The sequence below is a fragment of the Alloacidobacterium sp. genome (assembly GCF_035631355.1).
In the GTDB taxonomy this organism is placed as follows: Bacteria; Acidobacteriota; Terriglobia; order Terriglobales; family Acidobacteriaceae; genus Alloacidobacterium.
This window is the reverse complement of the sequence record NZ_DASQIX010000118.1, coordinates 1-25,095: the sequence shown is the minus strand read 5'-3', so window position 1 is coordinate 25,095 and position 25,095 is coordinate 1. Positions and strand designations below refer to the sequence as shown.

General features: G+C 57.3%; 18 protein-coding genes. 4 read left to right on the top strand and 14 right to left on the bottom strand.

Annotated elements, in window-relative coordinates:
- Nucleotides 1–12: 12 nt before the first annotated feature.
- Both VEV40_RS20205 and VEV40_RS20200 read left to right on the top strand, forming a co-directional pair.
- On the top strand, nucleotides 13–1,833 hold the full coding sequence (locus VEV40_RS20205; RefSeq protein ID WP_324834883.1) for an amidase: 1,821 nt from the start codon (nucleotides 13–15) through the stop codon (nucleotides 1,831–1,833).
- A 226-nt stretch (nucleotides 1,834–2,059) separates the two neighbouring features.
- Nucleotides 2,060–3,361: an amidohydrolase family protein gene (locus VEV40_RS20200; RefSeq protein ID WP_324834882.1), complete on the top strand. Its 1,302-nt coding sequence runs from the start codon at nucleotides 2,060–2,062 to the stop codon at nucleotides 3,359–3,361.
- A gap of 3 nt (nucleotides 3,362–3,364) precedes the next feature.
- Here VEV40_RS20200 and VEV40_RS20195 read toward each other — a convergent pair whose 3' ends face one another.
- A complete protein-coding gene (locus tag VEV40_RS20195) occupies nucleotides 3,365–4,138 on the bottom strand; it encodes a hypothetical protein (protein WP_324834881.1) in 774 nt (257 codons plus the stop codon).
- 61 nt (nucleotides 4,139–4,199) lie between these two features.
- Between VEV40_RS20195 and VEV40_RS20190 the strand changes: the two genes are divergently transcribed.
- Nucleotides 4,200–5,099, top strand: coding sequence for an ornithine cyclodeaminase family protein (locus tag VEV40_RS20190; RefSeq protein ID WP_324834880.1), 900 nt, complete (start codon nucleotides 4,200–4,202; stop codon nucleotides 5,097–5,099).
- A gap of 191 nt (nucleotides 5,100–5,290) precedes the next feature.
- Here the strand turns inward: VEV40_RS20190 and rpoD are convergent, their stop codons facing one another.
- From rpoD to VEV40_RS20175, 3 genes are all read right to left on the bottom strand, one after another.
- On the bottom strand, nucleotides 5,291–6,982 hold the full coding sequence (gene rpoD / locus VEV40_RS20185) for an RNA polymerase sigma factor RpoD (protein WP_324834879.1): 1,692 nt from the start codon (nucleotides 6,980–6,982) through the stop codon (nucleotides 5,291–5,293).
- A 314-nt stretch (nucleotides 6,983–7,296) separates the two neighbouring features.
- Nucleotides 7,297–7,728 (bottom strand): hypothetical protein, encoded by a 432-nt coding sequence (locus tag VEV40_RS20180; RefSeq protein ID WP_324834878.1) that lies wholly within the window; start codon nucleotides 7,726–7,728, stop codon nucleotides 7,297–7,299.
- A 719-nt stretch (nucleotides 7,729–8,447) separates the two neighbouring features.
- Entirely contained in the window at nucleotides 8,448–9,299 is an 852-nt protein-coding gene (locus tag VEV40_RS20175; RefSeq protein ID WP_324834877.1) for a hypothetical protein, read from the bottom strand.
- Between the two features lie 639 nt (nucleotides 9,300–9,938).
- Here VEV40_RS20175 and VEV40_RS20170 point away from each other — a divergent pair.
- A complete protein-coding gene (locus tag VEV40_RS20170; protein WP_324834876.1) occupies nucleotides 9,939–10,868 on the top strand; it encodes a DUF6402 family protein in 930 nt (309 codons plus the stop codon).
- Nucleotides 10,869–10,872: 4 nt separating this feature from the next.
- Here the strand turns inward: VEV40_RS20170 and VEV40_RS20165 are convergent, their stop codons facing one another.
- The 10 genes from VEV40_RS20165 to VEV40_RS20120 all read right to left on the bottom strand — a co-directional run bounded on the left by VEV40_RS20165 (nucleotide 10,873) and on the right by VEV40_RS20120 (nucleotide 24,926).
- Nucleotides 10,873–13,311: an ABC transporter permease gene (locus VEV40_RS20165; protein WP_324834875.1), complete on the bottom strand. Its 2,439-nt coding sequence runs from the start codon at nucleotides 13,309–13,311 to the stop codon at nucleotides 10,873–10,875.
- A gap of 32 nt (nucleotides 13,312–13,343) precedes the next feature.
- The gene (locus tag VEV40_RS20160) at nucleotides 13,344–15,788 is read right to left on the bottom strand and encodes an ABC transporter permease (protein ID WP_324834874.1); all 2,445 of its coding nucleotides are present in this window, start codon (nucleotides 15,786–15,788) and stop codon (nucleotides 13,344–13,346) included.
- A gap of 398 nt (nucleotides 15,789–16,186) precedes the next feature.
- Entirely contained in the window at nucleotides 16,187–18,622 is a 2,436-nt protein-coding gene (locus VEV40_RS20155; RefSeq protein WP_324834873.1) for an ABC transporter permease, read from the bottom strand.
- Nucleotides 18,623–18,732: 110 nt separating this feature from the next.
- A complete protein-coding gene (locus VEV40_RS20150; protein ID WP_324834872.1) occupies nucleotides 18,733–18,915 on the bottom strand; it encodes a hypothetical protein in 183 nt (60 codons plus the stop codon).
- Nucleotides 18,916–18,959: 44 nt separating this feature from the next.
- Entirely contained in the window at nucleotides 18,960–20,135 is a 1,176-nt protein-coding gene (locus tag VEV40_RS20145) for an NAD(P)/FAD-dependent oxidoreductase (RefSeq protein WP_324834871.1), read from the bottom strand.
- A gap of 96 nt (nucleotides 20,136–20,231) precedes the next feature.
- Nucleotides 20,232–21,140, bottom strand: coding sequence for an acyl-CoA desaturase (locus VEV40_RS20140; protein ID WP_324834870.1), 909 nt, complete (start codon nucleotides 21,138–21,140; stop codon nucleotides 20,232–20,234).
- Between the two features lie 289 nt (nucleotides 21,141–21,429).
- Nucleotides 21,430–22,470 carry a PIN/TRAM domain-containing protein gene (locus VEV40_RS20135; RefSeq protein ID WP_324834869.1) on the bottom strand — a complete coding sequence of 347 codons (1,041 nt, stop codon included), beginning with the start codon at nucleotides 22,468–22,470 and terminating at the stop codon, nucleotides 21,430–21,432.
- A 150-nt stretch (nucleotides 22,471–22,620) separates the two neighbouring features.
- A complete protein-coding gene (gene moeB / locus VEV40_RS20130; RefSeq protein WP_324834868.1) occupies nucleotides 22,621–23,811 on the bottom strand; it encodes a molybdopterin-synthase adenylyltransferase MoeB in 1,191 nt (396 codons plus the stop codon).
- 12 nt (nucleotides 23,812–23,823) lie between these two features.
- Nucleotides 23,824–24,432, bottom strand: a complete 609-nt coding sequence (locus VEV40_RS20125) for a hypothetical protein (RefSeq protein ID WP_324834867.1) — start codon at nucleotides 24,430–24,432, stop codon at nucleotides 23,824–23,826.
- Between the two features lie 218 nt (nucleotides 24,433–24,650).
- Entirely contained in the window at nucleotides 24,651–24,926 is a 276-nt protein-coding gene (locus VEV40_RS20120) for a ubiquitin-like small modifier protein 1 (protein WP_324834866.1), read from the bottom strand.
- Between the last annotated feature and the right edge of the window lie 169 nt (nucleotides 24,927–25,095).

Genomic DNA, 25,095 nt, shown 5'->3' with positions numbered 1-25,095 from the left:
TCAGGGAGAGACATGGCTAGATCACGTAGAGATTTCTTGAAGCAGGGATCGCTCAGCATCGCAGGCGCAGCTCTGGCGTGCAATGAAAAGCCAGTGCCGCAGCAGCAGCAACCGGTGGCAACCTCAGGGACACCGTCAACACCCGGAGCGCCACCGGCATTTGCCACGGCCCCGCCAGTGGGGCCGGAGGTTACTTCAGCGACATTTTCTGAAGCAGAGAAGCTGGTGCAGGTCGATTTGACCCCGGCTGAGAAGAATGAAGCGGCGCAGAGCTGGCGGCAGGCGATGGCTCCTTTGTATGAGCGGCGCGTTGGTCCGCGCAAAGTGGCGCTGGAGCCGGGGCTGGCTCCTTGGTCGCGCGTGGAGGCAGCGCAGTTTGGAAAGGCTGGGCCGGAGCGCGACAGATTTATTCGCAGCAGGAGCGAGGTAACGCCGCTGCCGGCGAACGAAGAAGACATTGCGTTTGCCCCGGTCACACAGCTCTCGGAATGGATTCACACCCGCAAATTGACTTCCACGCGGCTGACGCAGCTTTATCTGGATCGCTTGCAAAAGTTCGATCCCAAACTGCGATGCGTGATTACTTTGACGAGCGACCACGCACTGGCGCAAGCTAAGCAGGCGGACGCGGAAGTCGCAGCCGGAAAATATCGCGGCCCGCTGCATGGAATTCCGTGGGGCGCGAAAGACCTGCTGGACACGGCGGGGATTGCGACGACCTATGGCGCGGAGCCTTTCCGCAATCGCGTGCCTTCTGACGATGCGGCTGTCGTGAAGCGGCTCAATGATGCCGGCGCGGTCCTGGTCGCTAAGTTGAGCCTCGGAGCGCTGGCGCTGAACGATGTGTGGTTCGGCGGGCAGACAATGAATCCATGGCTGCTCGAGGAAGGCTCTTCGGGATCAAGCGCAGGACCAGGCGCGTCGACAGCCGCAGGTTTGGTGGGGTTCGCCATCGGCAGCGAGACAGGCGGCAGCATCGTGAGCCCCAGCATGCGTTGCGGCGTTACCGGGCTGCGGCCAACGTATGGCCGCGTCGCGCGGACGGGCGCAATGACCTTGTGCTGGTCGCTCGACAAGCTGGGGCCGATGGCCCGCAGTGTTGAAGACACACTGCTGGTTCTTCATGCCATCTCCGGACCGGATGCTGGCGATCTGGCATCGGTGCCGAGCAGGTTGGACTTCGATGCAAACATAGATGTGAAGGGGTTGAAAGTCGGATATTTTCCCAAGTGGATGCAGGAAGCTCCGGCGACAGATGTTGACCGCGCGGCGTTGGATACGGTGAAGAAACTGGGCATGAATGCAGTCGAGGTTTCGCTTCCCGACTGGCCGTATGATTCGCTCGATCTGATTCTGTTTGCAGAATCAGCGGCGGCATTTGAGGAGATAAGCCTGAATCGTCAGGTCTATACGCTCAAGATGCAAACGCCCGATGCGTGGCCGAATACGTTTCGGCAGTCGCGTTTTCTTTCCGCAGTGGATTACGTGCAGGCCGACCGCTTCCGCCGCAAGGTGGCGCAGGAGATGGCACGGGTGATGTCTCAGGTAGACTTGCTGCTGGTTCCTTCCCTGCGCGACGAGATGCTGACGCTGACGAATTTCACCGGGCATCCTTCACTGACGCTGCGCGCCGGATTCGTCGAGGTATCGGAAGCGCGCAGCGACTGGGCGCCCGACCCGAGCCATCCGCTCCCGAAATTCTCGCCGCCTCGGCGCGTGCCGCATGGCGTCACGTTGATTGGGCGGTTGTTCGATGAGGGCACGCTGGGAAGAGCAGGATTGGCGATGGAGAGAGCATTTCATGTAGCGGGAGAACGTCCGCCAGGGTTCTAGAACCTATCTCACCAATGTAGCTGAAGAATAAACAGATAACCGATGCGCAGTGGGCGCCGTTATCTCCGGCGTTGGAAGATGCACCTTTCCCGCAATGCGTTCCATGACCTTGTGCGGTTGAAAGAAAGCAGTTCAAGCTTATAAGAACGCTCAATTTTTTTCGCATACAGGGCGCGACCATCTAAGATCGCTGGTGTTCTCAATTTCTCCATTCAGGACAGCACTTATGAATCACGCACGATGGATAGTTTTAGCAGTGACCGCTTTATTGGCTGCAAATGGTTCGTTGACTGCGGCGGGACAGTCAGCCGATGCAGATCATCACCCGACGGTTTTACACGCGGCGCGTATGTTGGATATCTCTGCGGGGAACATCATCTCGCCGGGCGAGGTTTTGATCCAGGGCTATCAGATTGTGGCTGCGGGATCATCGGTAAACCGTCCGGTGAATGCTCAAGTGATCGATCTGGGTGATGTGACCCTGATGCCAGGCTTGATTGACGCGCATGTGCACTTGTTTCTGCATCCGGGCGAGGAGGATTTGCAGACCGTCAAGGAATCCGTTCCTCAGCGGACGATTTTGGCGACGCTGGCAGCGAGGGATGATCTCATGGCCGGTTTCACGGCAGAGCGCGATATGGGAACAGAAGGCGCAGGTTCAGCCGACTCTGCTGTCCGCAACGCTATCAATGAAGGGCTGATTCCGGGTCCGCGGCTGCGCATCAGCGGGAATGCCATCTCTATTCTTGGTGGTCATGAAGATGCGAACGACTTCAATCCCGCGCAGCATGTGCTGTCGAACGCTACGTACGCAAATAACTCCGATGAGATTGTCGAAGTCATTCGCCAGCAGTTCAAAGAGGGATCGGACTTCGTGAAGATGTATGAGACGGGTGAAGAAACAATCCACGACGGAGTCTTTTCGACACCCTACCAATATACCGAGGCCCAGTTGAAAGCCGCTGTCGAAGAGGCAGCGCGGGTCGGCAAGAAGGTTGCAGTGCATGACATGGGGGAGCCGGGCACTTTATATGCGGCTCAGGCCGGCGTGGCCTCCATCGATCACGCGGCGCAGTTGAGTCCAGAGACGATGCGCATCATGCGCGAGAAGCAGATACCCGCAGTGCCGACATTCACCATCTCCGAGTACTTCGCCGATCATGCACCAAATCCCGAAGAGGCCAGGTACGAACGTGCGAAGCTTGACTATCATGCAGCGGAGTTCAAGAAGCAGATGGCCGCTGGTATTCCCTTCGCTGTCGGGTCGGATGTGGGGCCGTTTCCGCATGGTACGCAGGCGCGTGAGTTGGTGTTGATGGTGAAGCTCGGCATGCCGGCAGTGCAGGTGCTACAGGCCGACCTGCTGAATGGCGCAAAGCTGCTCGGCTGGGGTGGACAGATCGGCGAGCTCAAGGCTGGCTATTACGCCGATGTGATTGCGGTGCCTGGCAATCCGCTCGAAGACATCAGCGCAACCCAGCGCGTCTCCTTCGTGATGAAGGACGGCGTGATCTACAAGCGCCCCTGAGGCCTAGGGTATCTCTGCGCCGGATCTCAGAGTTTCCTGCGCGCGCACAAAGCCATACGGTTCCACATGCGCCGCTCCCTGATAAGGCCGCGACAGATCGGCAATCGCTGCGAGGCTGAGTGCGATGAGCAGCGACAATCCAGATACCTGGATAGCATGCAGCTTAAGATTATCCGAGCCAAAAAGACAGGCATACGAAATCGTGAGCACGCTGCCGAAAAGCAGCACGGCCCATAGAATGCCGGGAAGATGTTGCAGCACCTGTTCCTGGCGGATGCGGCGATGTTCCGTCATGGAAGAAAGCTCAACAAAGGCATGATCGAGGCCGACCTGCTGCGCCTGCGTATTGACCGGAGTGTGCGCAAGAAGAAGCCAGAGCTGCTGGACGATCTCATGGCTCTTCGGTGAAAGCTCATTGCGCATCATGGCCGGCCATTCATCTTCGAGCATTACTTTGACGTAGCGGCGGGTCAGGTCCTGCACAGTGTCACGCTGCGGTTGCGGCAGGGTATCCGCCGCGCGGCACAAATTGACCACCGCATTGGCCTCTCCGTTGGCATTCGTGATCGCATCGGAGAAGCTTGTCCAGGCAGCAAAGAGCATAAAGCTGATGATGACGCCGTAAGTCATGCCGAGGAAGTTGACCTGCCAGGCAAAGACCTCGTTATAGTTGCGCCGGTGCCGCGACGGCCAGAGGCGGTCGAGCACAAAGAGAAATGCCAGCGACGTAATGACAACCGCGATGACGACAAATGCGCTTTCTGTTGCCTGAAGCAATGCGGCCCGCCTTGAGTGACTTCAATGCGGGATTTTACACGCTTCGATTATCATCCTCACGATGCTTCATCTTGACGAAGCGCAGGTGCGCAGCCTGCTGACCTATGAAGAACTGATTACGGCGATGGAGCAGGCGCTCATCCGGTTCTCTTCCGGAGAGATTCGCCAGCCTATGCGCTCGTTGCTGGGGGTTCCGGAGCATGGCGGCATCTTTGGCATGATGCCCGCAGTTGATGGTGATGTAGCCGGAATCAAGCTGGTGCTGGTGTATGAGAGGAATGCAGCGCTGGGATTGCCGACGCACCAGGCGGTGATTCAGCTCTTTTCCGCGAAGACCGGTGAGCCGTTAGCGTCGATGGATGGACGGCTGATAACGGAGATGCGAACCGCTGCCGTTTCCGCAGTTGCGACGAAATTGCTGGCAAAGCCGGATGCCCGCGTGCTGGCCGTGCTGGGAACAGGAGTGCAGTCGCGGGCGCATATCCGCGCGCTGCGATTGGTGCGCTCGTTCGAGGAGATTCGCGTCTGGGGTCGGACTCCGGATCATGCTCGGCAAGTGGCTGACGAACTGGGTGTGCGCACCGTTTCTGATCTTGAGCAAGCTGTTCGCGGCGCAGATGTGGTCGTGAGCGTGGCGCATGTGAACGATCCGCTTGTCCGTGGAGAGTGGCTTGGGCCGGATACATACGTGAATGCGGTTGCTACTGTCGGGCCAGAGCGACGTGAGCTGGACGATGCCGTGATGGATGCGACGATTGTGGTTGAGTCGCGTGAGGCGGCGATGCGTGAGTCTGGGGATATCTTGCAGTCGAGCGCTAAAGTGTATGCCGAGCTTGGTGAGTTACTGGTTGGTTCGATTGCTCTGCCTTCAGGACGGCGTGTTTATAAAGCGCTTGGAATCGGCGCAGAGGATGTGGCTGCTGCGAAGCTGGTTTATGAGAAAGCTGTGTCACAAAACTGAAACAACTAAACAAAGTTGTCATTCCGAGCGAAGTGTAGCGGAGTCGAGGAACCTGCGGTTTGCCTGTGTTAAGAAGAACCGCAGGTCCTTCGACTGCGTTCCCTTCGGTCACTCCGCTCAGGATGACAACTCTTTGTATAAAAATTAAGGCCGCTCTAAAATGAGCGGCCTTAAAAGTTTGTAACTGACGCTTATTCCGTTACAGCGTCCACGAAGGCTTTCAGCTTGCGTGAGCGCGACGGGTGCCGGAGCTTGCGCAGCGCCTTTGCTTCTATCTGACGAATACGTTCGCGGGTGACCTGGAAGCTCTGGCCCACTTCTTCCAGCGTATGCTCAGAGCCGTCTTCGAGGCCGAAGCGCATCTTGATCACGCGCTCTTCGCGCGGCGTCAATGTGCGCAGCACCTGCGAGGTGTATTCCTTCAGGTTGACGCTGATGACGGCGTCGGAAGGCGATACGGCCATGCGGTCTTCGATGAAGTCGCCCAGGTGCGAATCTTCTTCCTCGCCAATCGGCGTTTCCAGCGAGATGGGCTCCTGCGCAATTTTGAGGACCTTGCGGACCTTCGCAACCGGGATGTCCATGCGCTTCGCGATCTCTTCCGAGGTTGGCTCGCGGCCAAGCTCCTGCACCAGTTGACGCGAGGTGCGGATGAGCTTGTTGATGGTCTCGATCATGTGCACCGGGATGCGGATCGTGCGTGCCTGGTCCGCGATGGCGCGGGTGATGGCCTGGCGGATCCACCAGGTGGCGTAGGTCGAGAATTTGTAACCGCGACGGTATTCAAATTTATCGACCGCCTTCATCAGTCCGATGTTGCCTTCCTGAATCAGGTCGAGGAACTGGAGACCGCGGTTGGTGTACTTCTTCGCAATCGAAACGACGAGTCGCAGGTTGGCTTCGATGAGCTCTCGCTTCGCCTGCTCGGCGTCCATATCGCCCTGGATCATCTCGCGCTGGGTGCGTTTGAGATCGGCGATGGAGACGCCGGCTTCCTGCTCCAGCTCTTCGAGATCGATCCGGCAGTTCTTCTGCTGGCGGCGATATTCTTTCTTGAGTTCTTCGCTCTTCGAGGTGTCGTGCTTCTGGTCGAGCGACTTGATCTGGCGCTCGAGCATGCGCATGGAATCGACGGTCTTGTTCAGCTTGTCGAGAAGGCGCTTGCGCTCCTGGTTCGTGTATTTCAGCTCGCGGACGACGCGCGAAACGTAGACTTTCTCGCGCGCAATGGCCCAGCGCAGCTTACGCTGCTCTTTGGTCTTTGTTTTCTGGCCCGCGATGGCAGCCAGCTTCTCGTCCAGCTTGGCCGCGTTCTTCTGGTGCTTGACCAGCGAGTCGATGCGCGCCACGGTCTGCTTCACGCGCGCCTGCAGGATCTCTTCGGTGATCTCTTCTTCGTCGAAGATCACCACTTCCTTGATGTTGCGGACGCCGCGCTTGAGGTCTTCGCCGAGGCCGACAATTTCGCGAATCACAATTGCGGAGCGCGAGATGGCCTTCATCACGCGCATCTGGCCGCGCTCGATGCGCTTGGCAATTTCAACTTCGCCTTCGCGCGTGAGCAGCGGAACGGTGCCCATCTCGCGCAGGTACATGCGGACGGGATCATTGGTTTTTTCGAGCGTGCCCGGCGTCAGGTCGAGCTCAACGTCTTCGCCTTCTTCGCCTTCTTCGTACTTGTCGCCGCCAAACTTGGGGCCGCCCTCGTCGAGCAGATCGATGCCCTGCGTTCCGATCGTGGTGATCAGATCGTCGAGATCGTCTGGTGAATTCAGGTCATTCGGAATCAGGTCGTTCACTTCACCATAGGTGAGGTAACCCTTTTCCTTACCTGTATCAATCAGTTTCTGGATGTCGTCTTCAAACTTGTCTTCCATCGCCAAGCGTAGTTCTCCCGCGATAAATATCGGATCGTTTTGTGTGCCTGGGTAGGACTGGGTGCGATTGGGGCCAAATTAGGCAAAACCCTAAGCGAATCTGTGTCGCTGGGCGATAGGCGCACGTCTACCAAAGACTTATAGAATACCACGGACGTCAGGCTCATCCTGCCTGTTTTCATCACAATTCTTCCAGTCCGCGATTTTTCTGATCCCAAGTTCTTAGATGGAGATAAGGCCTGTTTTGTTTCGTGATTTTGGCCATTTAGCGCGCTTTGAGCGTCAAAAAGTAGCTTTTTCGCGCAGTTTGGCATCGTTTCTCAGTCGGATTCGACGAGAGGGCCGACTTCTTCGCCCTCAGGGGTGAGTTCCAGGCGGCGGACGGAGTTGAGGTTTCCGATTTCATCGAGTCGATTGCAGTTGGCGGACGCGATTTGCAGGCCGTAGAGCAGGAGGCTGGCGCGTTTAGTGTCGATTTGATTGGCGGCGAGGGCGCGCAGGACGTCGGTGAGGACCATCTGGACGGCGGTGCGGTCTTCGAGCATGGGCATGGCGATGGTGGCAGCGGCAGGGATGGTCGCGGTAGCTCCGTTGGCTGCGGCTTCGGCGGGCGTGACGGAAGACTGGCTGCGGCGCAACTGAAGGTGGAAGTAGCAGAAGCGGTGTCCGCGAATGGCGATGGCGCGGCATTTCTTTCCGCTCGGGCGAACGTGCTGGCATTCATAGAAGGGCGTTTTCTGAGCTGCGGGCATAGGTATCCTCCCCCTCCCTATGGGTGGGCAGTTTTATTTGTTTTCAATGGTTTAGTGGGGGATCATCCCCTGCTATGCGGCTGATTCTGCTTGGGTTAGGTGCTTCCTAGTGTTTTCAATGACTTGCGGGAGGGTCCTTTCCGGTAGAGGGTTCAGAAATGAAAACGCCCGCTTTGGGCGGGCGTTTCTTTTGATTTCTGCTCTTATTTCTATTTTAGCAGGTTTGGCGAAATGATAGGTCAAATGAGGCTTGGGTTTAATCTTCTTGTTTTCATTGGTTTGCGGTGAAAGTTACCTTCGTAAAGGCTTGACAAAGAAAAACCCGGACTTGAAGGCCCTCCAATCCCGATCCTTGTTCACCTGGTCTAAAAGCCTATGCTTTTACCCGGCCTTGCTGCCCAAGGCTTCCGGATTTAGGAAGCAACGAGATTTTTCGATGCATAAAGGTGCAAAAAACGCGTGGTTAAGTGTCAATTCGGTGCATTTCCTTCGATTTTAGAGGCACTCATTAGCCCTGAAATGGCGTCGGCCCTGTCTGAAGCCCGATGCTTCGGCTACGGATCGCTGTCGAGCCAGAATCCCAGGTCTCGTTGAGACTTGGGGCACCCGCAGGAGCACCAATACCAGCAATCTGATGAGGCAAAGCTGGCAAGACTGCAAGTCACACGGGCAGCACACTGAGAGAAGCAAACAGCGGCATGTGCGAACAGGCTGGTAGATCAGATCGGGTACGGCATGCCTTCCTTGGAATGTCCAGTGAGGTCGCCGTTCTCAAACGTCATAGTCTCCAAAACCTGTTCGCCCCTCCGTAATTCGAAATACACATGGCCTCCCTGCTTGTAGAAGATGGTCTCTACATGCCAAATTTCGTCGACATTTTCCAGCAGCAAAAAGTTCGAGCGCTGACGCTCGATCTCGTTGAAGATCAGGTCTGGAAAGAAATTGAACTCATCGCGTTCGAGGAGCAGCACATGGCGATCGGCCTTCTCCTTTACAAGCTTCGGCAGTTTCTTTTCGAGGGCGTTTTTGATTACTTTGTGAAGATCGTTCGTCACTTGCTGCCGTCCAACTAACACATATCCCGGATAGGGTCGAGGAAGGCCGAACCTGTTTCGCTCGACAGTAAGCGTAACCGGGGGCATTCCCGGTACATCGCAGAGATACTGATGCATGCCTTCGCGCAGATGTAGCCGATGGTTCACGATCCAGCAGTAGATCGACTCAACGATCACGTCCCGGTTTGCTGGCTTCTGGCCGTCAAAAATGCCAACAGGCACGAAGATTTTGATTCCAGTGTTTGGAACTGCAAGAGACTTATCATCCTCGATCCTTCGACGAATCGCCTGCCGCTCGAACTTCGCTAAATCGCTTCTGTCGCCGATGAATGGCTCGATGAGCGTATGCTCAATCGCCATCGTTAGGCCATCGGTTCGCTTGACCAGTGCTTCAATAGCGCTGTCCTTTTCCTCATCGAGACGCTTAATGTCAGAGGCAGCCCATGCAAAGTTCTCGTAGGCCGACACGAAGAGCCTGATCAAATCCTGTTCGTATCTTCCAAGCTTCGCAGGCATAAGATCATTTTCCCAGACTTATGGCTTGCCCAAGGTATCTAGCAGCAATCCATGGTGCATCGGAAGGGACATGGAAAAAGTCGGATTGAGCGCCACTCACTTGACCACTTGCTTTGGTTGCCCTTTGTAGGCACAAGCACATCTTGCTTGCAGGCTGGGCACCCTTCGGCTTCGCTCAAGACAGGTTTGACACTGTTTCTTAGTTGGAGCCTATCCTACAGTCGACGAGCAAATGCGGTCGTTGCTCCGCAACGATTCGCAGCGGATTTCCGCTGCGGGTTCTTCGACTGAGCGCTCCGCGCTCCGCTCAGAATGACATCGGTGGAAAGAGAATTCCGTTACCTCGGAGGCTGAAGCCCTGGATAATTTTGTGCGCTTACGGCACGGCTGAAGCCGTGCCCTTACGAAACGAGCGACATTCTCAGCGACCTCTGAGTCGAAGCGGCTTATTTACCGGCCTCAATCACCCCAGCACACGAACATCACGTGTGCCGGGACCCGATGAAGGCCGGTGCTCTTACCCAAGACCCTTCAGCCAATACGTTCTTGCCTATTTTGTTGTGCATCCATTTGGCGCTCTTCTGTAACGGAAATACGCGGAGCTTCACTAAAGCTGCGGGCCCCCTTGGAGAAAAAGCCATGAGCAAGCCCTATATCGCCGGGGAAGCGTCGAAAGAGTATTACCAGCTTACAAAACCCCAGCGGCTCGAAGTCCAGCAGGAAACAGACCGCCGTTTTCGCGAGAAGACGCACATTACCCGTCCGCTTGATCCGACAAGCCCAAAAGATCTTGAACTACGGCGCACCTGGCTGCGCATTCGCGACGAGGTCATCACCGACCGTGACGCGGAGGAACTGCGGCACGAGCTGGACCTGGATGGCCTCACTGCGATTCCGGAAGAGATGCGATTTCAAAATATGGATGAAGGGGCCGATCTGCTTGAAACGTGGTTTGAAAGGCCGCCAACGGAGGCGCCCAGTTATTCGGCCCCGGTTACAGACCTCATCAAGATGAGCTGGGTATTGAAGTTTCCACGGGCCAAATCCGTATATGACTCCATCATTGCGGACAAGGTGTGGACCAACGATGCAAGCCGAAAGCGTCTCGGGCAAATCCTGAAAGGAAAACCTCTTCCTTCCAATAGTGTGTACATGCCTTTTGGGAATTTGAAAGCCCCGGTCACGGTAGTAGACCAGCAATGGGTCAATGCCCGTCCCGTAAAGGGCGGCCTGGCTGTCGATCCACTGGCCGCCGCGCTCGGGTCCTTTGTGTTCAATATCGCTATAGCAGGCAAAATTTCCATCATGCGTCCGCCGATACCCGGCGTGCCGGGCCTGCCTGTGGTGGTGCTTTCGATTGAAGAAGTGGGCATCTACGTCAAGGATTCGTTTGATTTTGAGGGACAGCAATTCCTCGGATGGTGGGGCTACAGAGACACGCCGTATTACAACAGCGACTTCCGCGAGTGGCGCATGCTCAACCATGCCGGCGGCGACTTTCAGGTCTTCTCGGATGTAAAGCCCGAAAAGGTGTCACCGCCCGATGTTCTGACCATCTCGATTCAGTAACCAGCTACTCGCAACGCAACGCGGTCATGGGATCGACGGCTGAGGCGCGTCTGGCGGGGAGCAGGCAGGCCAGGGCGGCAACTGCCAGGAGCAGAAGCGAAACACCCAGCAGTATCAGCGGGCTGGCGGAGGCGTTCTCGATCCAACGCGCCATGACGCGAGTGAGGCCAAAGCTCAGGGCCAGGCCCGCGAGCACACCTAGTCCGACGCTGACTCCGGCTGAAGCGAAGACAATTTTGAGCACATGCCAGCGCTGCGCGCCGAGGGCCATGCGGATGCCGAACTCGTTGGTGCGCTGGACGACAGAGTACGAGACGACGCTGTAAAGGCCGACTGCGGCAAGGATGAGGGCGAGGACGGAGAAAGCGCCGAAGAGGACAGAAATCAGCCGTCCACGGGCGAATACCTGCTGGTTCTTGATCCATGATTCGAGCACGCCGTCGTCCCAGAGAGTGGCCTGCTGGTCGGGATTGACGGTAAGGATCTGCTGCTTGACGCTGTGCAGGATGGTGCGGGGATCGACGCGGCTGCGGACGAGAATCTGTGTCCACATCCACATGTTGACCGTATAGGGCAGGTATATGGCGGGTTTGACTGGCTTATCGAGACCGTCATCGAGCGTGTCGGCGGTCACACCGATGATTTGCAGCCATCCATCGGCGCCAGGCGCGGTGAGCCTGTTGGGAGGCTCGTTTTTGATTGCCGGGATTTTTACGGATCGGCCGAGGACGTCGCCATTGGGAAAGTAATGCCTGGCAAAAGATTCATTCACTACGGCCATCAGCGCGCCGTGTTCGAGTTCCGGCTCGTCCCATAGTCGTCCTCTCTTGAGAGGAATCTGCAAAGTGCTGAAATAGCGCGAATCGACAAAATTGATGCTGGCCTTCTGGTCTTCCGACGCGGTTTTGCCTTGCAATTCAAAGGCCTGGTTCCAACCGCTGTCGGGCGGAGTGGCGTTGGTGGAGATGCCGGTTGAGATGACGTCCGGCAGGGTTGCGATCTTATCGCGAAGCTGGGTGAAGTAATTGACCCGTTCGGCCCAGGTGGTGAAGGTGTTTTCGTGGACGGGAATGCCGACGGACATGGTGTTATGCGGGTTGTAGCCGAGGTTCACGCGCATCATGCGCACGAAGCCGCTGATGGCCGCTCCAGCGGTGGTGAGCAGGAGCAGCGTGAGCGCAATCTGTCCGGCAATGAGAGCGGAATGAAAATGCCTGCCGCGCACGCTTCCTGCGAGTTTCCTAGTGCTCGACTGCATGACCTGGCTGATTTCCGGACGCGAAGACTGTAGCGCCGGGAACAGGCCGAAGAGGATTCCAGTAATGAGGGCAAGGCCGACGCTGAACAACAATACGGGCAGATGCACATGAAAGTCGGCTTCGTTGGGAAAGGCATCCTGCGGAAGACGCGTAATGATGAGGTTGAGACTCTGATACGCGAGGACGACGCCGAGACCAGCACCGGTGAGCGCGAGGATGAGGGATTCAGTAAGAAGCTGGCGAACGATGCGGGAACTGCTGGCTCCGACAGCCGAGCGCACAGCAAACTCATGCTGGCGGGCTGTGCCGCGCGCCAGCAGCAGAATGGAGACATTACCGCAGCCGATGGCCAGCAGCAGGCCGACGGCGCCGAACAATACATAGAGGGTTTTGCCAATCCGGTGCGAGATCCAATAATTCAGGTTCTGTATTTGTAGCTTGTACTGCTTGGGAAAGTGGTCCGGCGTCTGTTTTGCGAACTGCTGGAAGTAGGTCTGCAATTCGGCCTCGGCCGCAGCTTGCGTGACGCCGGCTTTCAGTTTGATCAGGGTGCCGTACCCTTCCGTGACCGAGGAAGAGAGCTTCAACGGAAGATAGACATCCGGACCCATGAAATCGGCATGAGGCGGCATGATGCCGATGACGGTGTAGGTCTTATGGACAAGCTGTATGGTCTTGCCGACGATGGAGCGGTCGCCATTATAGTGGCGATTCCAGAAGCGATAACCCAGGACAATGACGGGTTGTGGGTCCTGTCCGTCGGGGTCATCGGAGGGAAGGAAAAATCGTCCCGCCAAAGGCTGCACTCCGAGTATCTGAAACAGATTGCCAGTGAAATACATGGCCTGGACGTCTTCCGGAACATCGCTGCCGGTGATGGTGAGATTCCAGCCATTGAATGCCACGACATATTCAAGTGAGTGGGCTTTGGCGAGCTCGCGCGTCTGCGGGCCGTTGAGTCCATACCCCTGCCCATTGCCGGATTTGTCCAGCAGGGCGATGTTGGCGATGCGCTCCGGATGGTCGTATCGCCAGGGGTGCATCAGCACGGAATAGATGATGCTGAAGACGGAGACAGTCGCGCCGATGCCGAGGGCGAGCGACAGGATTGCGGTAAGGGTGAAGCCGGGATGAGCGCGTAACTGGCGGAAGGCGTAGCGAATGTCCTGCAGAAACGTTGTCATAATGAGCCTCCTTGAACGGACTGCCCTAAATTTCATTCACACCGTAACGCTGTTATTGGATCAACAGATGACGCCCTGCGCGCGGGCGCAAGGCAAGCCATGACCGCAACGACGATGAGGAGAAACGAAACGCTCAGGACCAGCAACGGATCCACAGAGCCGTGATCGATCCAGCGCGTCATGACGCGGGTGAGGCCGAAGCTCAGAACGAGACCTGCTCCAATTCCCAGCCCAACGCTCACGCCCGCCGAGGCAAATACGATTTTCAGCACATGCCGGCGAGGCGCGCCCAACGCCATGCGTATGCCGTATTCGCTTGTCCGTTGCGCGACTGTGTAAGATGTGACGCTGTATAAGCCCACCGCGCCCAGCGCCATCGCCAGAATGGAAAAAGCCGTAATCAGCATCGAAACCAGTCTTCCTCTGGCCCATTCGGGCTGACGCCTCAGCCAACCATCCAGGTCTTTGACCGCGCCGCTGGTCTCGCCGGATATCTGCTGGTCCGGGTTCACTGCGGCAATCTGCTGTTGGATGTCGCGCAGCATAGCGAGCGGATCGCCCTGCGTGCGTGCGAGGATATGTGTATACATCGGCATCTGGAGCGTATAAGGAGCGAAGACTGCCGGCTGGACAGGCCTGTCCAGCCCGTCATTCATGGCGTCTCCCACGATGCCGATGATCTGCAGCCATCCATCGCCGCCTGGCGCCAGCAACGAAGATGGAGGCTTGTTCTGCAACCGGGGCAGACGCACCGAATGGCCCAGCGCATCGCCATTCGGGAAATAACGTCTGATGAACGCCTGATTGACCACAGCCAATACCGCGCCGCGCATGGTTTCGGCGGGACTCCAGAGCCGTCCCTGGCGCAACGAAATGCGCAGGGTCTGAAAATACTGCGAATCCACAAAATTGGCCTTTGCCTCCTGCTGGTCATCGGGCGTTCTGCCCAGAATTTCGATTGGCTCCCTGGATCCATTGTTGGGCGGCGTGGCATTCGTTGAAATTCCCGCAGCGAGAACGCCCGGCATTTCTGTAATCCTCTCGCGCAGCAGCTCGTAATAGCGTGTCCGCTCCCCCCGGGTGGTGAAGGTGTTTTCATGCAGGGGAATACCCACCGAAACCACATGGTGCGGGTCAAAGCCTAAAGGAACGCGCATCGTCCCCAGGAAACCCTCTATGGCTGCTCCGGCCGCGGTCAAAAGCAGCAACGTAAGGGCAATCTGGCCGGCTATCAGCGTCGTATGCAGGTATTTGCCGCGCGCTGTTCCCGCCGCTTTGCGGGTTGCTGACTGCATGACTGTACTGATATTCGGGCGCGCCATTTGCAGCGCCGGAAATAATCCGAAGAGAATGCCGGTCAGTACCGCAATGCCAACGCTGAAGAACAATACCGGCAGGTTCAGATGGAAATCCGCTTCATGCGGAAAGGAGTATTCCGGCAGCCGCGCCACGATGAGGCCGACGCTTTGATACGCCAACAATACGCCCAGCCCCGCGCCGGTAAGGGCCAGCAGCAGCGACTCTGTCAATAACTGGCGCACCAGCCTGAATCGGCTGGCCCCTATGGCGGACCGCACGGCAAACTCATGCTGCCGGGCAATTCCTCTGGCCAGCAGAAGAATCGAGACATTCCCGCACCCGACCAGCATCAGCAGGGCCACCCCTCCGAACAGCAGATTGAGCGTTGACCCGAGTCTCATATAAGACCCATAGCCGAGGCCCCGCAGTCGTAATTTGAAGTCTTTTGGGAACTGGATGGGATTTTCTTTAGCGAAGGATTGAAAAAGCGGCGCCAGCGCGGCCTCAGCCGCCGCATAGGTTATGCCCGGTTTCAGCTTTGCCACCGTAAAGTAGTTTGCATTCTGGTCCCGCGCCGGGTCGAGCGGCAGATAGACGTCTCCGTCAATCCAGGTAAACCGCGGCGGCATTACGCCGAGAATGGTGTAGCTCCGGTGGTTGAGCTGTATGGTCCTGCCCACCACCCCTGGATCGCCGTTGTAATACCGCTGCCAGAAGCTGTTGCCCAGCACGGCGACCGGCGGCGCCTTTCCATCAGGCGCATCCGCCGGGGTAAACACGCGCCCCAGCATGGGAGGAACGCCCAGAAATGCGAACGTATCGTTTGGCGTGTCGACGGCGTATACATCTTCCGGGACATCCTGCCCTGTGGCCATCATGTCCCGTTCATCCACGCCAAGCACGCCCTCTACGACAGGCGACTGGCGCAGGACGTGTATCTGCGGCCACGTCGGCAGAACGAGATTCTCACCACCCGCGCGATCTGCCAGCAAAGGGAGGCAGATGCGGTCCGCGCCCGCATAGGGCCATGGATTAATAAGCGCTCCATAGATGATGCTGAAGACGGAGACGGTTGCGCCGATGCCAAGAGCAAGGGACATGATTGCGGTCAGGGCGAAGCCGGGGTGAGCGCGTAACTGGCGGAAGGCGTAGCGGATGTCCTGCAGAAACGTGTGCACAGGGATCTCCCTGATTGAGACGTAGGATCCGGCATTTGTAGGAGCAATTCATTCACCGAATCCGGACTTGCTTAACTGCTTGATTTCTCAAGGACTGGGCAGGGTGGCGCATGCTTTTGCTTGTCCATTCATGGACGAAGATGTTCGTAGATGGACATAAGGGATTGACCGGGAATGAGGAGGTTGCTGAAAAGGTCCGGACGGGGAGAAAAATTATCTCTCAACAGCGAAAGAGACTCCGGAAAAACTCGTTTAAGCGAAGATCCAATTAACTCAGGGGCTGAAGCCCCGATGTATTCTGAGTCACTTACGGCATGGCTGAAGCCATGCCCTTACGAGACTATTTATTTCGTGAATTAATGACTCACCGCTAAGAATGGAGATGCCAGTTCGTGCTGCTACTCAATCCGCAGGGCCTTCATCGGCTGCACCAGCGAGGCGCGGAAGGCCGGCACGATGCAGGCCAGCAGGGCAACTGCGAGCAGAAGAAGGCAGACGGCGAGAATCAGCAGCGGGTCGCTTGCGCCGGTTCCGATCCAGCGTGAAAAGAGGCCGTTGAGGCCAAAGCTCAGGACCAGTCCGATCGCCAAGCCTGCGCCGACGCTCACCCCTACAGTGGCGAGAACATTCTGCAGGATATGGCCGCGTCGAGCGCCGAGTGCCATGCGAATGCCGAACTCCTGAATGCGCTGGGCGGTGGAGTAGGAGACGACGCTGTAGAGCCCGACGGCGGCCAGCGCGAGCGCAAGCGCGGAGAAGACGCTGGAGAGCACAACGATCAGATGTTCCCGTTCCCATGCCGGTTCCTGCTGAATGCGCTCGTCAATGGACGCGACCGGATAGGCGACCTGCTGCTGAGGATTGATGCCGGCGACCTGGCGGCGAATGGTTGACTCAAGTGCAAGCGGATTCCCTGGAGTTTTCACCAGGATCTGTATCCATCTGATCACGTAGAGCGAGTAAGGGACGTAAATCTCAGGCTTCACCGGTTTGTCGACGCCTCCGTTTCGTGCATCGCCGACAACGCCGATGATGGGCAGCCAGCTATCGCTGCCTTCGACAGCAAGAATACCCGGCGGATGACCCTGAAGGCGGGGTATGCGCACGGAATGGCCAAGCACATCGCCGTCCGGAAAATATCTCCGCATGAACTCCTGATTCACAATGGCGAGCCGCGCGCCACGTTGCGCTTCTGCCTCATCCCATAGCCGTCCTCGCAGTAGAGGAATATGCAGGAGGCTGAAGAATTCAGGATCGACGAAATTGACGTTGGTAAGTTGCGCGCCGAAGGCGTTCCTGCCGAGAATTTCCATGGGAAAGTCCCAGGTGCTGACCGGGGGAGCTTTCATCGCCAGTGATGCGCCAGTCACTCCGTGTGTTCTGGCAATCTGGTCGCGCAATTCCGTGAAGTAATTTACGCGCGCCTCCCACGTGGGGTAGCTGTTCTTGTGGACGGGAATGGAGAAATCGGCGACGTTATGGGCATCGAATCCGAGATTGGTCCGCATCAGCGCGCGAAAGGCCTGGATAGTTGATGCAGAGGCGGTAAGCAGCACCATGGCCATAGAGATTTGCCCGGCAATTAGAACGGCATGCAACCGTTTGCTGGTGACGCTGCCCGCCGCCTTTTGCGTAGTCGTCTGCATGATCTCGCGGATCTCCGGATTGGCAAGCTGAAGCGCGGGAAAAAGACCGAAGAGAACGCTGGTGATAATCGCGAGCGCGACGCTGAATGCCAGCACTGGTACGTGTACGGGTATTTCAAGGCCGCGTGGAAAGAGCTGGAAGGGCAGAAGACTAACGACGAAGGGAGTGCCGCGGTAGGTTGCAATGACGCCGAGGACGGCGCCGGCGATGCCAAGGATCAGCGATTCAGTGAGAAGCTGGCGGACGATGCGTGCCCGGCCTGCTCCTACGGCTGCGCGTACCGCGAATTCATGCCGGCGGCCGGTTCCGCGCGCAAGCAGCAAAATGGATACATTCACACAGCCAATAACCAAAAGAAGGAGCACCCCGGCAAAGAGCAGATAGAGCGTGCTGCCGAGCGAGCGTCGAAACCGATCATTAATGCCCTGGATGTGGATCTCGAGGCCTTCAATCCAAAGATTCGGGTACTCGTGAATCATTTGCTGGAGAATTGGCCGCACCTCTTCCAAGGCCTGGGCCTGCGTGACACCAGGCCTGAGCCGCATGACGGTGATATAGATCGACGTATCTGTGGCGGCAGAGGTATCCAAGGGCACGTACACATCGGCGTCCCACCACGTAAAGCGCCGAGGCATGACGCCGAGGATCGTGTAGCTTCTATCATTGAGCCGCATCGGCTGGCCGATGATCGAGCGATTTCCGTTGAAGCGGCGTTGCCAGTACTGATAGGTCAGCACCACAACGGGCTTTGGCGCCTGGCCTGGCGGCGCATCGGAGGGAAGGAACGTACGTCCAAGGTAGGCGGGAACTCCGAAGAATGAAAACGCATTGCCTGAAAGATAGACAACATCGACATCCTGGGGAATATCGACAGTTGTATCTGCCAGATACTCTTCGTCCATCTGGACGAGGTCTTCAAAAGCGTGCGCGTTGCGCAGGTCGGCAAGATAGTCCCGGGCAACATAGACATCGTCCTCAAAGCCTGCTTTGTCCCGGCTGTAAAACTGTACGATACGGCTTGAGTGCGCATAGGGGGATGGATTGATGAGGACACTGTAGAGGACGCTGAAAACAGAGACGGTCGCGGCGATTCCCAGCGCCAGCGAGAGGATGGCGGTAACGGAAAAGCCCGGATGTTTCCATAACTGCCGGAGAGCGAAGCGAACATCCTGCAGGAAAATTGGCACAAAGCCTCAGGGACAGATGCTGTTTTCGACTTATGACTGACGACATAGTTTATACGAGCCGGGCCTATCTGCCGAATAGAAGCAGGCAACTGTAACGTTTTAGGACAGGGTCAGTGGCTGGAGCCGGCAGTTATCTGGAAAACGAGAAAGCCGACGATGCCAAGCACAATTGTGGCGAAGGCGAGGAGGAATCCGCCGATGACCAGATTGGTTGTGCGCACTTGCTCGGGTTTTGGCCGCGTGATGCCGAAGGTTTCGATGAATAGTTCGGTGATCCAGGCGAGCAGCTTCATGGGACTTTCTCTTGCGGTTTTCAGGATAAAGGCAAGAGCCCTAACTATAAAGCGCGTCCGGCTGCCGCGCCCGATGCCCAAGCCCACTGGAAGTTGAAGCCGCCGAGGTGGCCGGTCACGTCGACGACTTCGCCGATGAAGAAGAGGCCGGGAACGCGATTGCATTCCATAGTGCTGGAGGAAAGCTCGTCGGTGTCCACGCCGCCGGCGGTGACTTCAGCCTTGTCGTAGCCTTCTGTGCCTGATGGGATGATGGGCCAGCGGTGGAATTTTGATTCGAGCTGCTGGATGGCGTGGTTTGTCCATGAGGCTGGTTTTGCGAGCGCGATGAGGCGGTCGGCGAGGCGCTGCGGCAGGACTTCGCGCAGAAGGGACGCGGCTCTTCTGGCATCGCGTCCTGAAGGGCTGGTCAGCATTGCAGCTAAGAGCTGTTTTTGCGGGCCGAGATCGAGGTCGATGGTTTTTGATGGCTCCCAGTAGGACGAAATTTGTAGGATTGCCGGGCCGCTGAGGCCGTGATGGGTGACAAGCATCTTTTCGCGGAAGAACTGACGGCCAATGGATGCGGTGACATCGGTCGATACTCCGGCGAGGTCACAGAGATTGGCGCAGTCATCGTCTGACAGGGTAAGCGGAACCAGCGCGGGGCGCGTCGGAATGATGTTGATTCCGAACTGGCGCGCGATTTCATAGCCGAATGCGGTTGCGCCCATTTTCGGGATGGAAAGGCCGCCGGTGGCTATGACCAGCGCTTCAGTTTGAAAAATGCCTTTGCTGGTGTGGAAGGTGAAATTGCTCGAGTGCTCGATCTGCTCGGTGCGGGTGCTTGTGAAAATCTCGACTCCCGCGTCGGCGCATTCGGTGAGGAGCATGTCAAGAACCTGGCGCGATGAGTGGTCGCAGAAGAGCTGGCCCAGAGTCTTTTCGTGATATGCAATGCCGTGTTTTTTGACGAGATCAATGAAATGCCGCGGCGTGTAGCGGGCCAGCGCGGACTTGGCGAAGTGTGGATTCGCGGAAAGGAAATTATCGGGACGGCAGTAGATATTGGTGAAGTTGCAGCGCCCTCCCCCGGAAATGAGGATCTTCTTGCCGGGACGGTCGGCGAGTTCGAGAACAGCGACACGACGGCCTCGCTTGCCTGCTTCGATGGCGCACATGAGTCCGGCTGCGCCTGCACCTAGAATGATGGCGTCGAATTCGCGCGTTTCGTGGAGCATCAATCTTTGATCAGCGGGCCTCTGCGGTTGTATGGCGTGGGGCTTACCGCAGAGAGCGCAAAGGGAGCGCGGAGGTTCGCTGAGGACGACTTCACATCAGCCGTGTAGGATGCGTGCTGCGCCGCCTTCAGGGCCTTGTACTTTAATGCGCTTCGCCAGCCCTAAAGTGCCGAGCAGGCGAATGCACCAGTAGTTGAAATCAAGCTCGTACCAGGCCATGCCATGGCTGGCGGAAACGGGATGCGCGTGGTGGTTGTTGTGCCAGCCTTCCCCTCCGGTAAGCAGGGCGACCCACCACAGGTTGCGCGAATCGTCGCGCGTAGAAAAGCGCTTGCCGCCCCACATGTGCGTCGCGGAGTTGACCAGCCAGGTGACGTGCATGCCAACTGCCACACGGAAAAAGACTCCCCATAGAATCCACGACCATCCACCTGCAAGGAAAAGACCGATTCCGAGAACGGTGACGGGAACCCAGTGATAATGACTCAGCCAGCGGTAAAACTTGTCTTTGGCGAGGTCGGGAGCGTAGCGTCCGAGCAGCTCAGGATCTTCATTGTGGAGGGAGCCGTAGAGAATCCAGCCAATGTGCGACCACCATCCGCCATCGCGGGGAGAGTGCGGGTCGCCTGGCTTGTCGGTCAACTGATGATGCAGGCGATGCACTGCCACCCAGTAAAGCGGGCCTCCCTGAAGCGAGAGCGTTCCGCAGATGGCCATGAGATATTCAAGCCATTTTGGCGTGGTGAAGCCGCGATGCGTGAGCTGACGATGGTAACTCACGGCAATGCCGATGTTCTGGCCGAGCACCCAGGTCACGGCGAGGACGATGAGCGCTGACCAGCGGAAGAAAAAGAAAGACGCGATGGCTCCGATGTGGAAGACAGCGATCCAGATTCCAAAGACCCAGTTGAACTTGCCGGAGGGCTTTTGCAGAAACAGCTCTGCGCTCGGAATAGGGGCGGGGGCAACGTGGGCGACTGGCGCTTCTTCGGTAAGTACGGGCATGGTTCTCTGCAAGGCTCTCCAATTTCTGACGATACTTGCCCGAAGAGGTGCGGCTTGTAAGACTTCCGTAATTTTCTGGTTTGGGTGGCGCTCTGCCGTGTTTCATGAGGATAAAGTCACTCCGCTCATGATTGACCAGGGCTAAAGCCCCTTTAATTTTGCCCGCCGATTTCACCGGGCCAAAGCCCGGTGCTTCTACCAAATACTATTTATGAGAAACACTTCGGCTGGTGCTGATGCGCAAATCGCGCAAAACAGATCCTTCGCTGCGCTCAAGGATGACAACTCTTTAATTGGAGAGCTCGCGGATTTCAGTGGCGATGCGCACGGATTCTGTCTTCTGCAGTGGCTCTTCCATCTTGCCGAAGATCATTTTGCCGGATGCGGTCTGCAGGACCGAGGTCACGCTGATTTCGACCGAGCGCCCGATCATGCGGCGCGCGTGGTCGACGACGACCATGGTGCCATCGTCGAGATAGCCGACACCCTGGTTGTACTCCTTGCCTTCTTTCAGGATGGCGATGTTCATCTTCTCGCCGGGGAGCACGACGGGCTTGAGCGAGTTGGCGAGGTCGTTGATGTTCAGCACTGAGACATGATGCAGGTGGGCAACTTTGTTCAGATTGAAATCGTTGGTGACGATTTTGGCGTCGAGTTCCTTGGCAAGCTCGATGAGCTTGAGGTCAACTTCGCGGATGTGGGGGAAGTCATCTTCGACGATCTGCACGTTGAGCAGCGAATTGGATTGCATGCGCTGCAGGACGTCGAGGCCGCGCCGTCCGCGCTGGCGCTTTGAGCCGTCAGAAGAATCAGCGACCATTTGCAACTCGCGCAGCACGAATTCCGGGATGACGAGCGAGCCGTCGAGGAAGCCGGTGTCGGCCATATCGGCGATGCGGCCGTCGATGATGGCGCTGGTATCGAGCAGCTTAACGTTGCGCCTGGTTTGGCGTTCTCCATTGAAGAGGTCGCCGAGGGCAGAGAGATTCAGCATGTCGCCCTTGCTTGTTCCCACGACCAGGCCAACATAGGACATAAGCAGCAACACGAAGATTTGCAGCAAGCTGCGCGTGTTGCCCGCAGGCAGGCTGTTGGCCAGCACCAGACTGAAGAGAAACGCGCCGAAGATTCCGAGGATGCTGCCGAGGACTGCTCCGATGAGGCGCCGCAGGCTGAGCGCGCGTACGCGCATCTCGAAGATGATGACCAGGGCAGCGATTCCGGTTCCGGTGACGGCGGAAAGCCAGCCGGGAAAATTGAGGATGTGAAAAAAGTAGCAGACGGCGGCGAGAATAAGGACAAAAAGAATGCGTATCAAAACGAGGTCCATAAGGAACCGCGGCTCCCGATCACGCAGGCGGTGTTTTCAGCACAGGAATTGGTGCACCGTCTGGCACGACGGGAGTATACGCATCGGGGTATGGCTTCGACAAACAAAACGGCGCGCTCGAAAGCGCGCCGCTGGTTTGGGTTAAGCGGGTCAATATTTCGGCAGTTTGGGATCGACGTCCGTGGCCCAGGCGGTGATGCCGCCTGCGAGATTGGCCACGTTCTTGAAGCCGTTCTTCGCCAGCAATTCTGCGGCATTCTGGCTGCGTCTGCCGGTCTTGCAATGGACGACGATCTCGCGGTCGCGGTCGAGTTCGCCGAGACGGCTGGGCAGGTCGCCGAGCGGAACGAGCTTCGCGCCGATGTTGACGATCTGGTATTCGTGCAGCTCGCGCACGTCGAGGACGAAAACGTCTTCGCCGGCGTCGAGACGGCGCTTGAGCTCAACAGGCGTGATCTGCGGAATTCCGTTTTGCACGGTGGCTGGTTTCTCGGTTTTGTCCTCGGGGAATATACCGCAGAACTGCTGGTAGTCGATCAGCTTCTTCACCGTCGGGTGCGTGCCGCAGACCGGGCAGTCGGGGTTCTTGCGCAGCTTGAGCTCGCGGAACTTCATGCCGAGCGAATCGACGAGCAGCAGACGTCCGATAAGCGGATCGCCTTTGCCGAGGATGAGCTTAATGACTTCCGTCGCCTGGATGACGCCGAGCAGTCCGGGAAGGATGCCGAGCACTCCGCCTTCCGCGCAGGAGGGCACGAGTCCCGGTGGCGGCGGCTCGGGATAGAGGCAGCGGTAGCATGGGCCGTCCTCGGTGGCGAAGATGCTGGCCTGGCCTTCAAAGCGGAAGATGGAGGCGTAGGCGTTGGGCTTGTTGCCGCTGAGCACGCAGGCGTCGTTGACGAGGTAGCGCGTGGGGAAGTTGTCGGTCCCGTCGGCGACGATGTCGTAATCCTTGATGATCTCAAGCGCGTTGGCGCTGGTGAGCATCGTCTCGTGCTTCACGATGTTCAGGTACGGATTGAGCGCCTTCAGCTTTTCAGCGGCTGAGTCGATTTTCGGGCGGCCCACGTCGTTGGTGCTGTGGATGATCTGGCGCTGGAGGTTGCTCTCGTCAACCACATCGAAGTCGACCAGGCCGAGCGTGCCGATTCCGGCCGCGGCCAGGTAGTAAGCGAGCGGCGCCCCGAGGCCGCCGGTGCCCACGCAGAGTACTTTGGCGGCTTTCAATTTCTGCTGGCCTTCGAGTCCAACTTCTGGCAGAAGCAGGTGCCGCGAGTAGCGGGCGATTTCAGCATTTGTGAGCTGCGGCTGGGCCGCCTTTTCTTCAGTGAGTGTTGGCATTTCGTTTTTTTCCTAGTTCTTCTTTAGATCACTTATTTCGATGCTGGAAAGAATTTTTTCCAGGCTGGCGTGAACTTGCGAGAGTTCGTCAGGTGTTATGTCTCGCGTATTGTCTTTTACTCCGCTGCAGATTGTATGAATCGCGAGGTCGAACAGGTAGCAGGTCTGATTTCGATAGGTTGCATACACATCTTCGCGTATCTGGTGGCACATCCCCGCGCTCTCCAACTGCACATGTTTATATTTGATGCCATTGATTGTGGTTGGCTCCAGCGAGTGTGCATTGGCATCGCCGCGTGGGGTTAAGGCGGGGCAGATTTCAGCCGTGGCTGCTTTGTCTTGCGCGTAGACAAATTCCGCTCCGTTCAAAGTTGTCTCTGGATAGGGATTGAATTCCCCAGCGTCCTTGAAGAACACGACAGCCTGGGGCGACCGATATGGCGCTGTGATACTTGACGGTGAGTAAAACTCATTTTCAGTACTGAAATTCCATATTGCCGGGTAGCGAAAAGTAACCCCATCGGAGCCAGAGAACTGCTTCATCGAAGAATTGACGAGAGTGACCTGCTGCGCCTGTGCCGCAAGCACTGTGCCGAGTAGCAATGGAATGATTTTCAGCATTGGCAAGTCAAGTTCTCTCTAATGCCGGGCAAATGCGAAAATGGCCCCGGGCTGAAGCCCCCTTCGCTACTCCAGATATTCACCGGGCTAAAGCCCGTGCTTCTACCCGGTTGTTGAGGCTAAACCTTTGTCTATAGGCAATATGAATTTCACCATCCTCGGAAGACTTTCGTCTATCCGCAACATCTTACGGGCGCGAAGCGCATCTGCCCGTGCGGTTAGCACCCGCCGGCGATGGAAGGGATGATGGAGAGCGAGTCTCCTTCTGTCACCGATGTTGCTTCCCTTTCCGGAAGGTAGCGCACATCTTCGTCGTTGAGGTAGACGTTCACGAAGGCGCGGAGCTTTCCTTCATCGGAGTAAAGGTGCCTTCTCAGATCGGGGTGCTGCGAAGTGAGCGCGTGGAGCGCGTCGCCTACGGTCTCGGCGTTGACCTGCACTGCGTCCTTCTTGTCGACATACACGCGCAACGGCGTAGGGATGAAAATCTTCATGGTCAAAATCCTTTTTGGGTGATGACGTGATAGGTTCATGCGCGGACGGCTCTGCGTCCGCCGCGCTGGAAGTCGGCTAGCCGGCGATCAACATCGCCCGGCTACCAGTTCCTCCACCTGAATCGTTTCGTCCTCAAAGGATTTGTCGTCTTCGCTCGTTCCCGAGAGC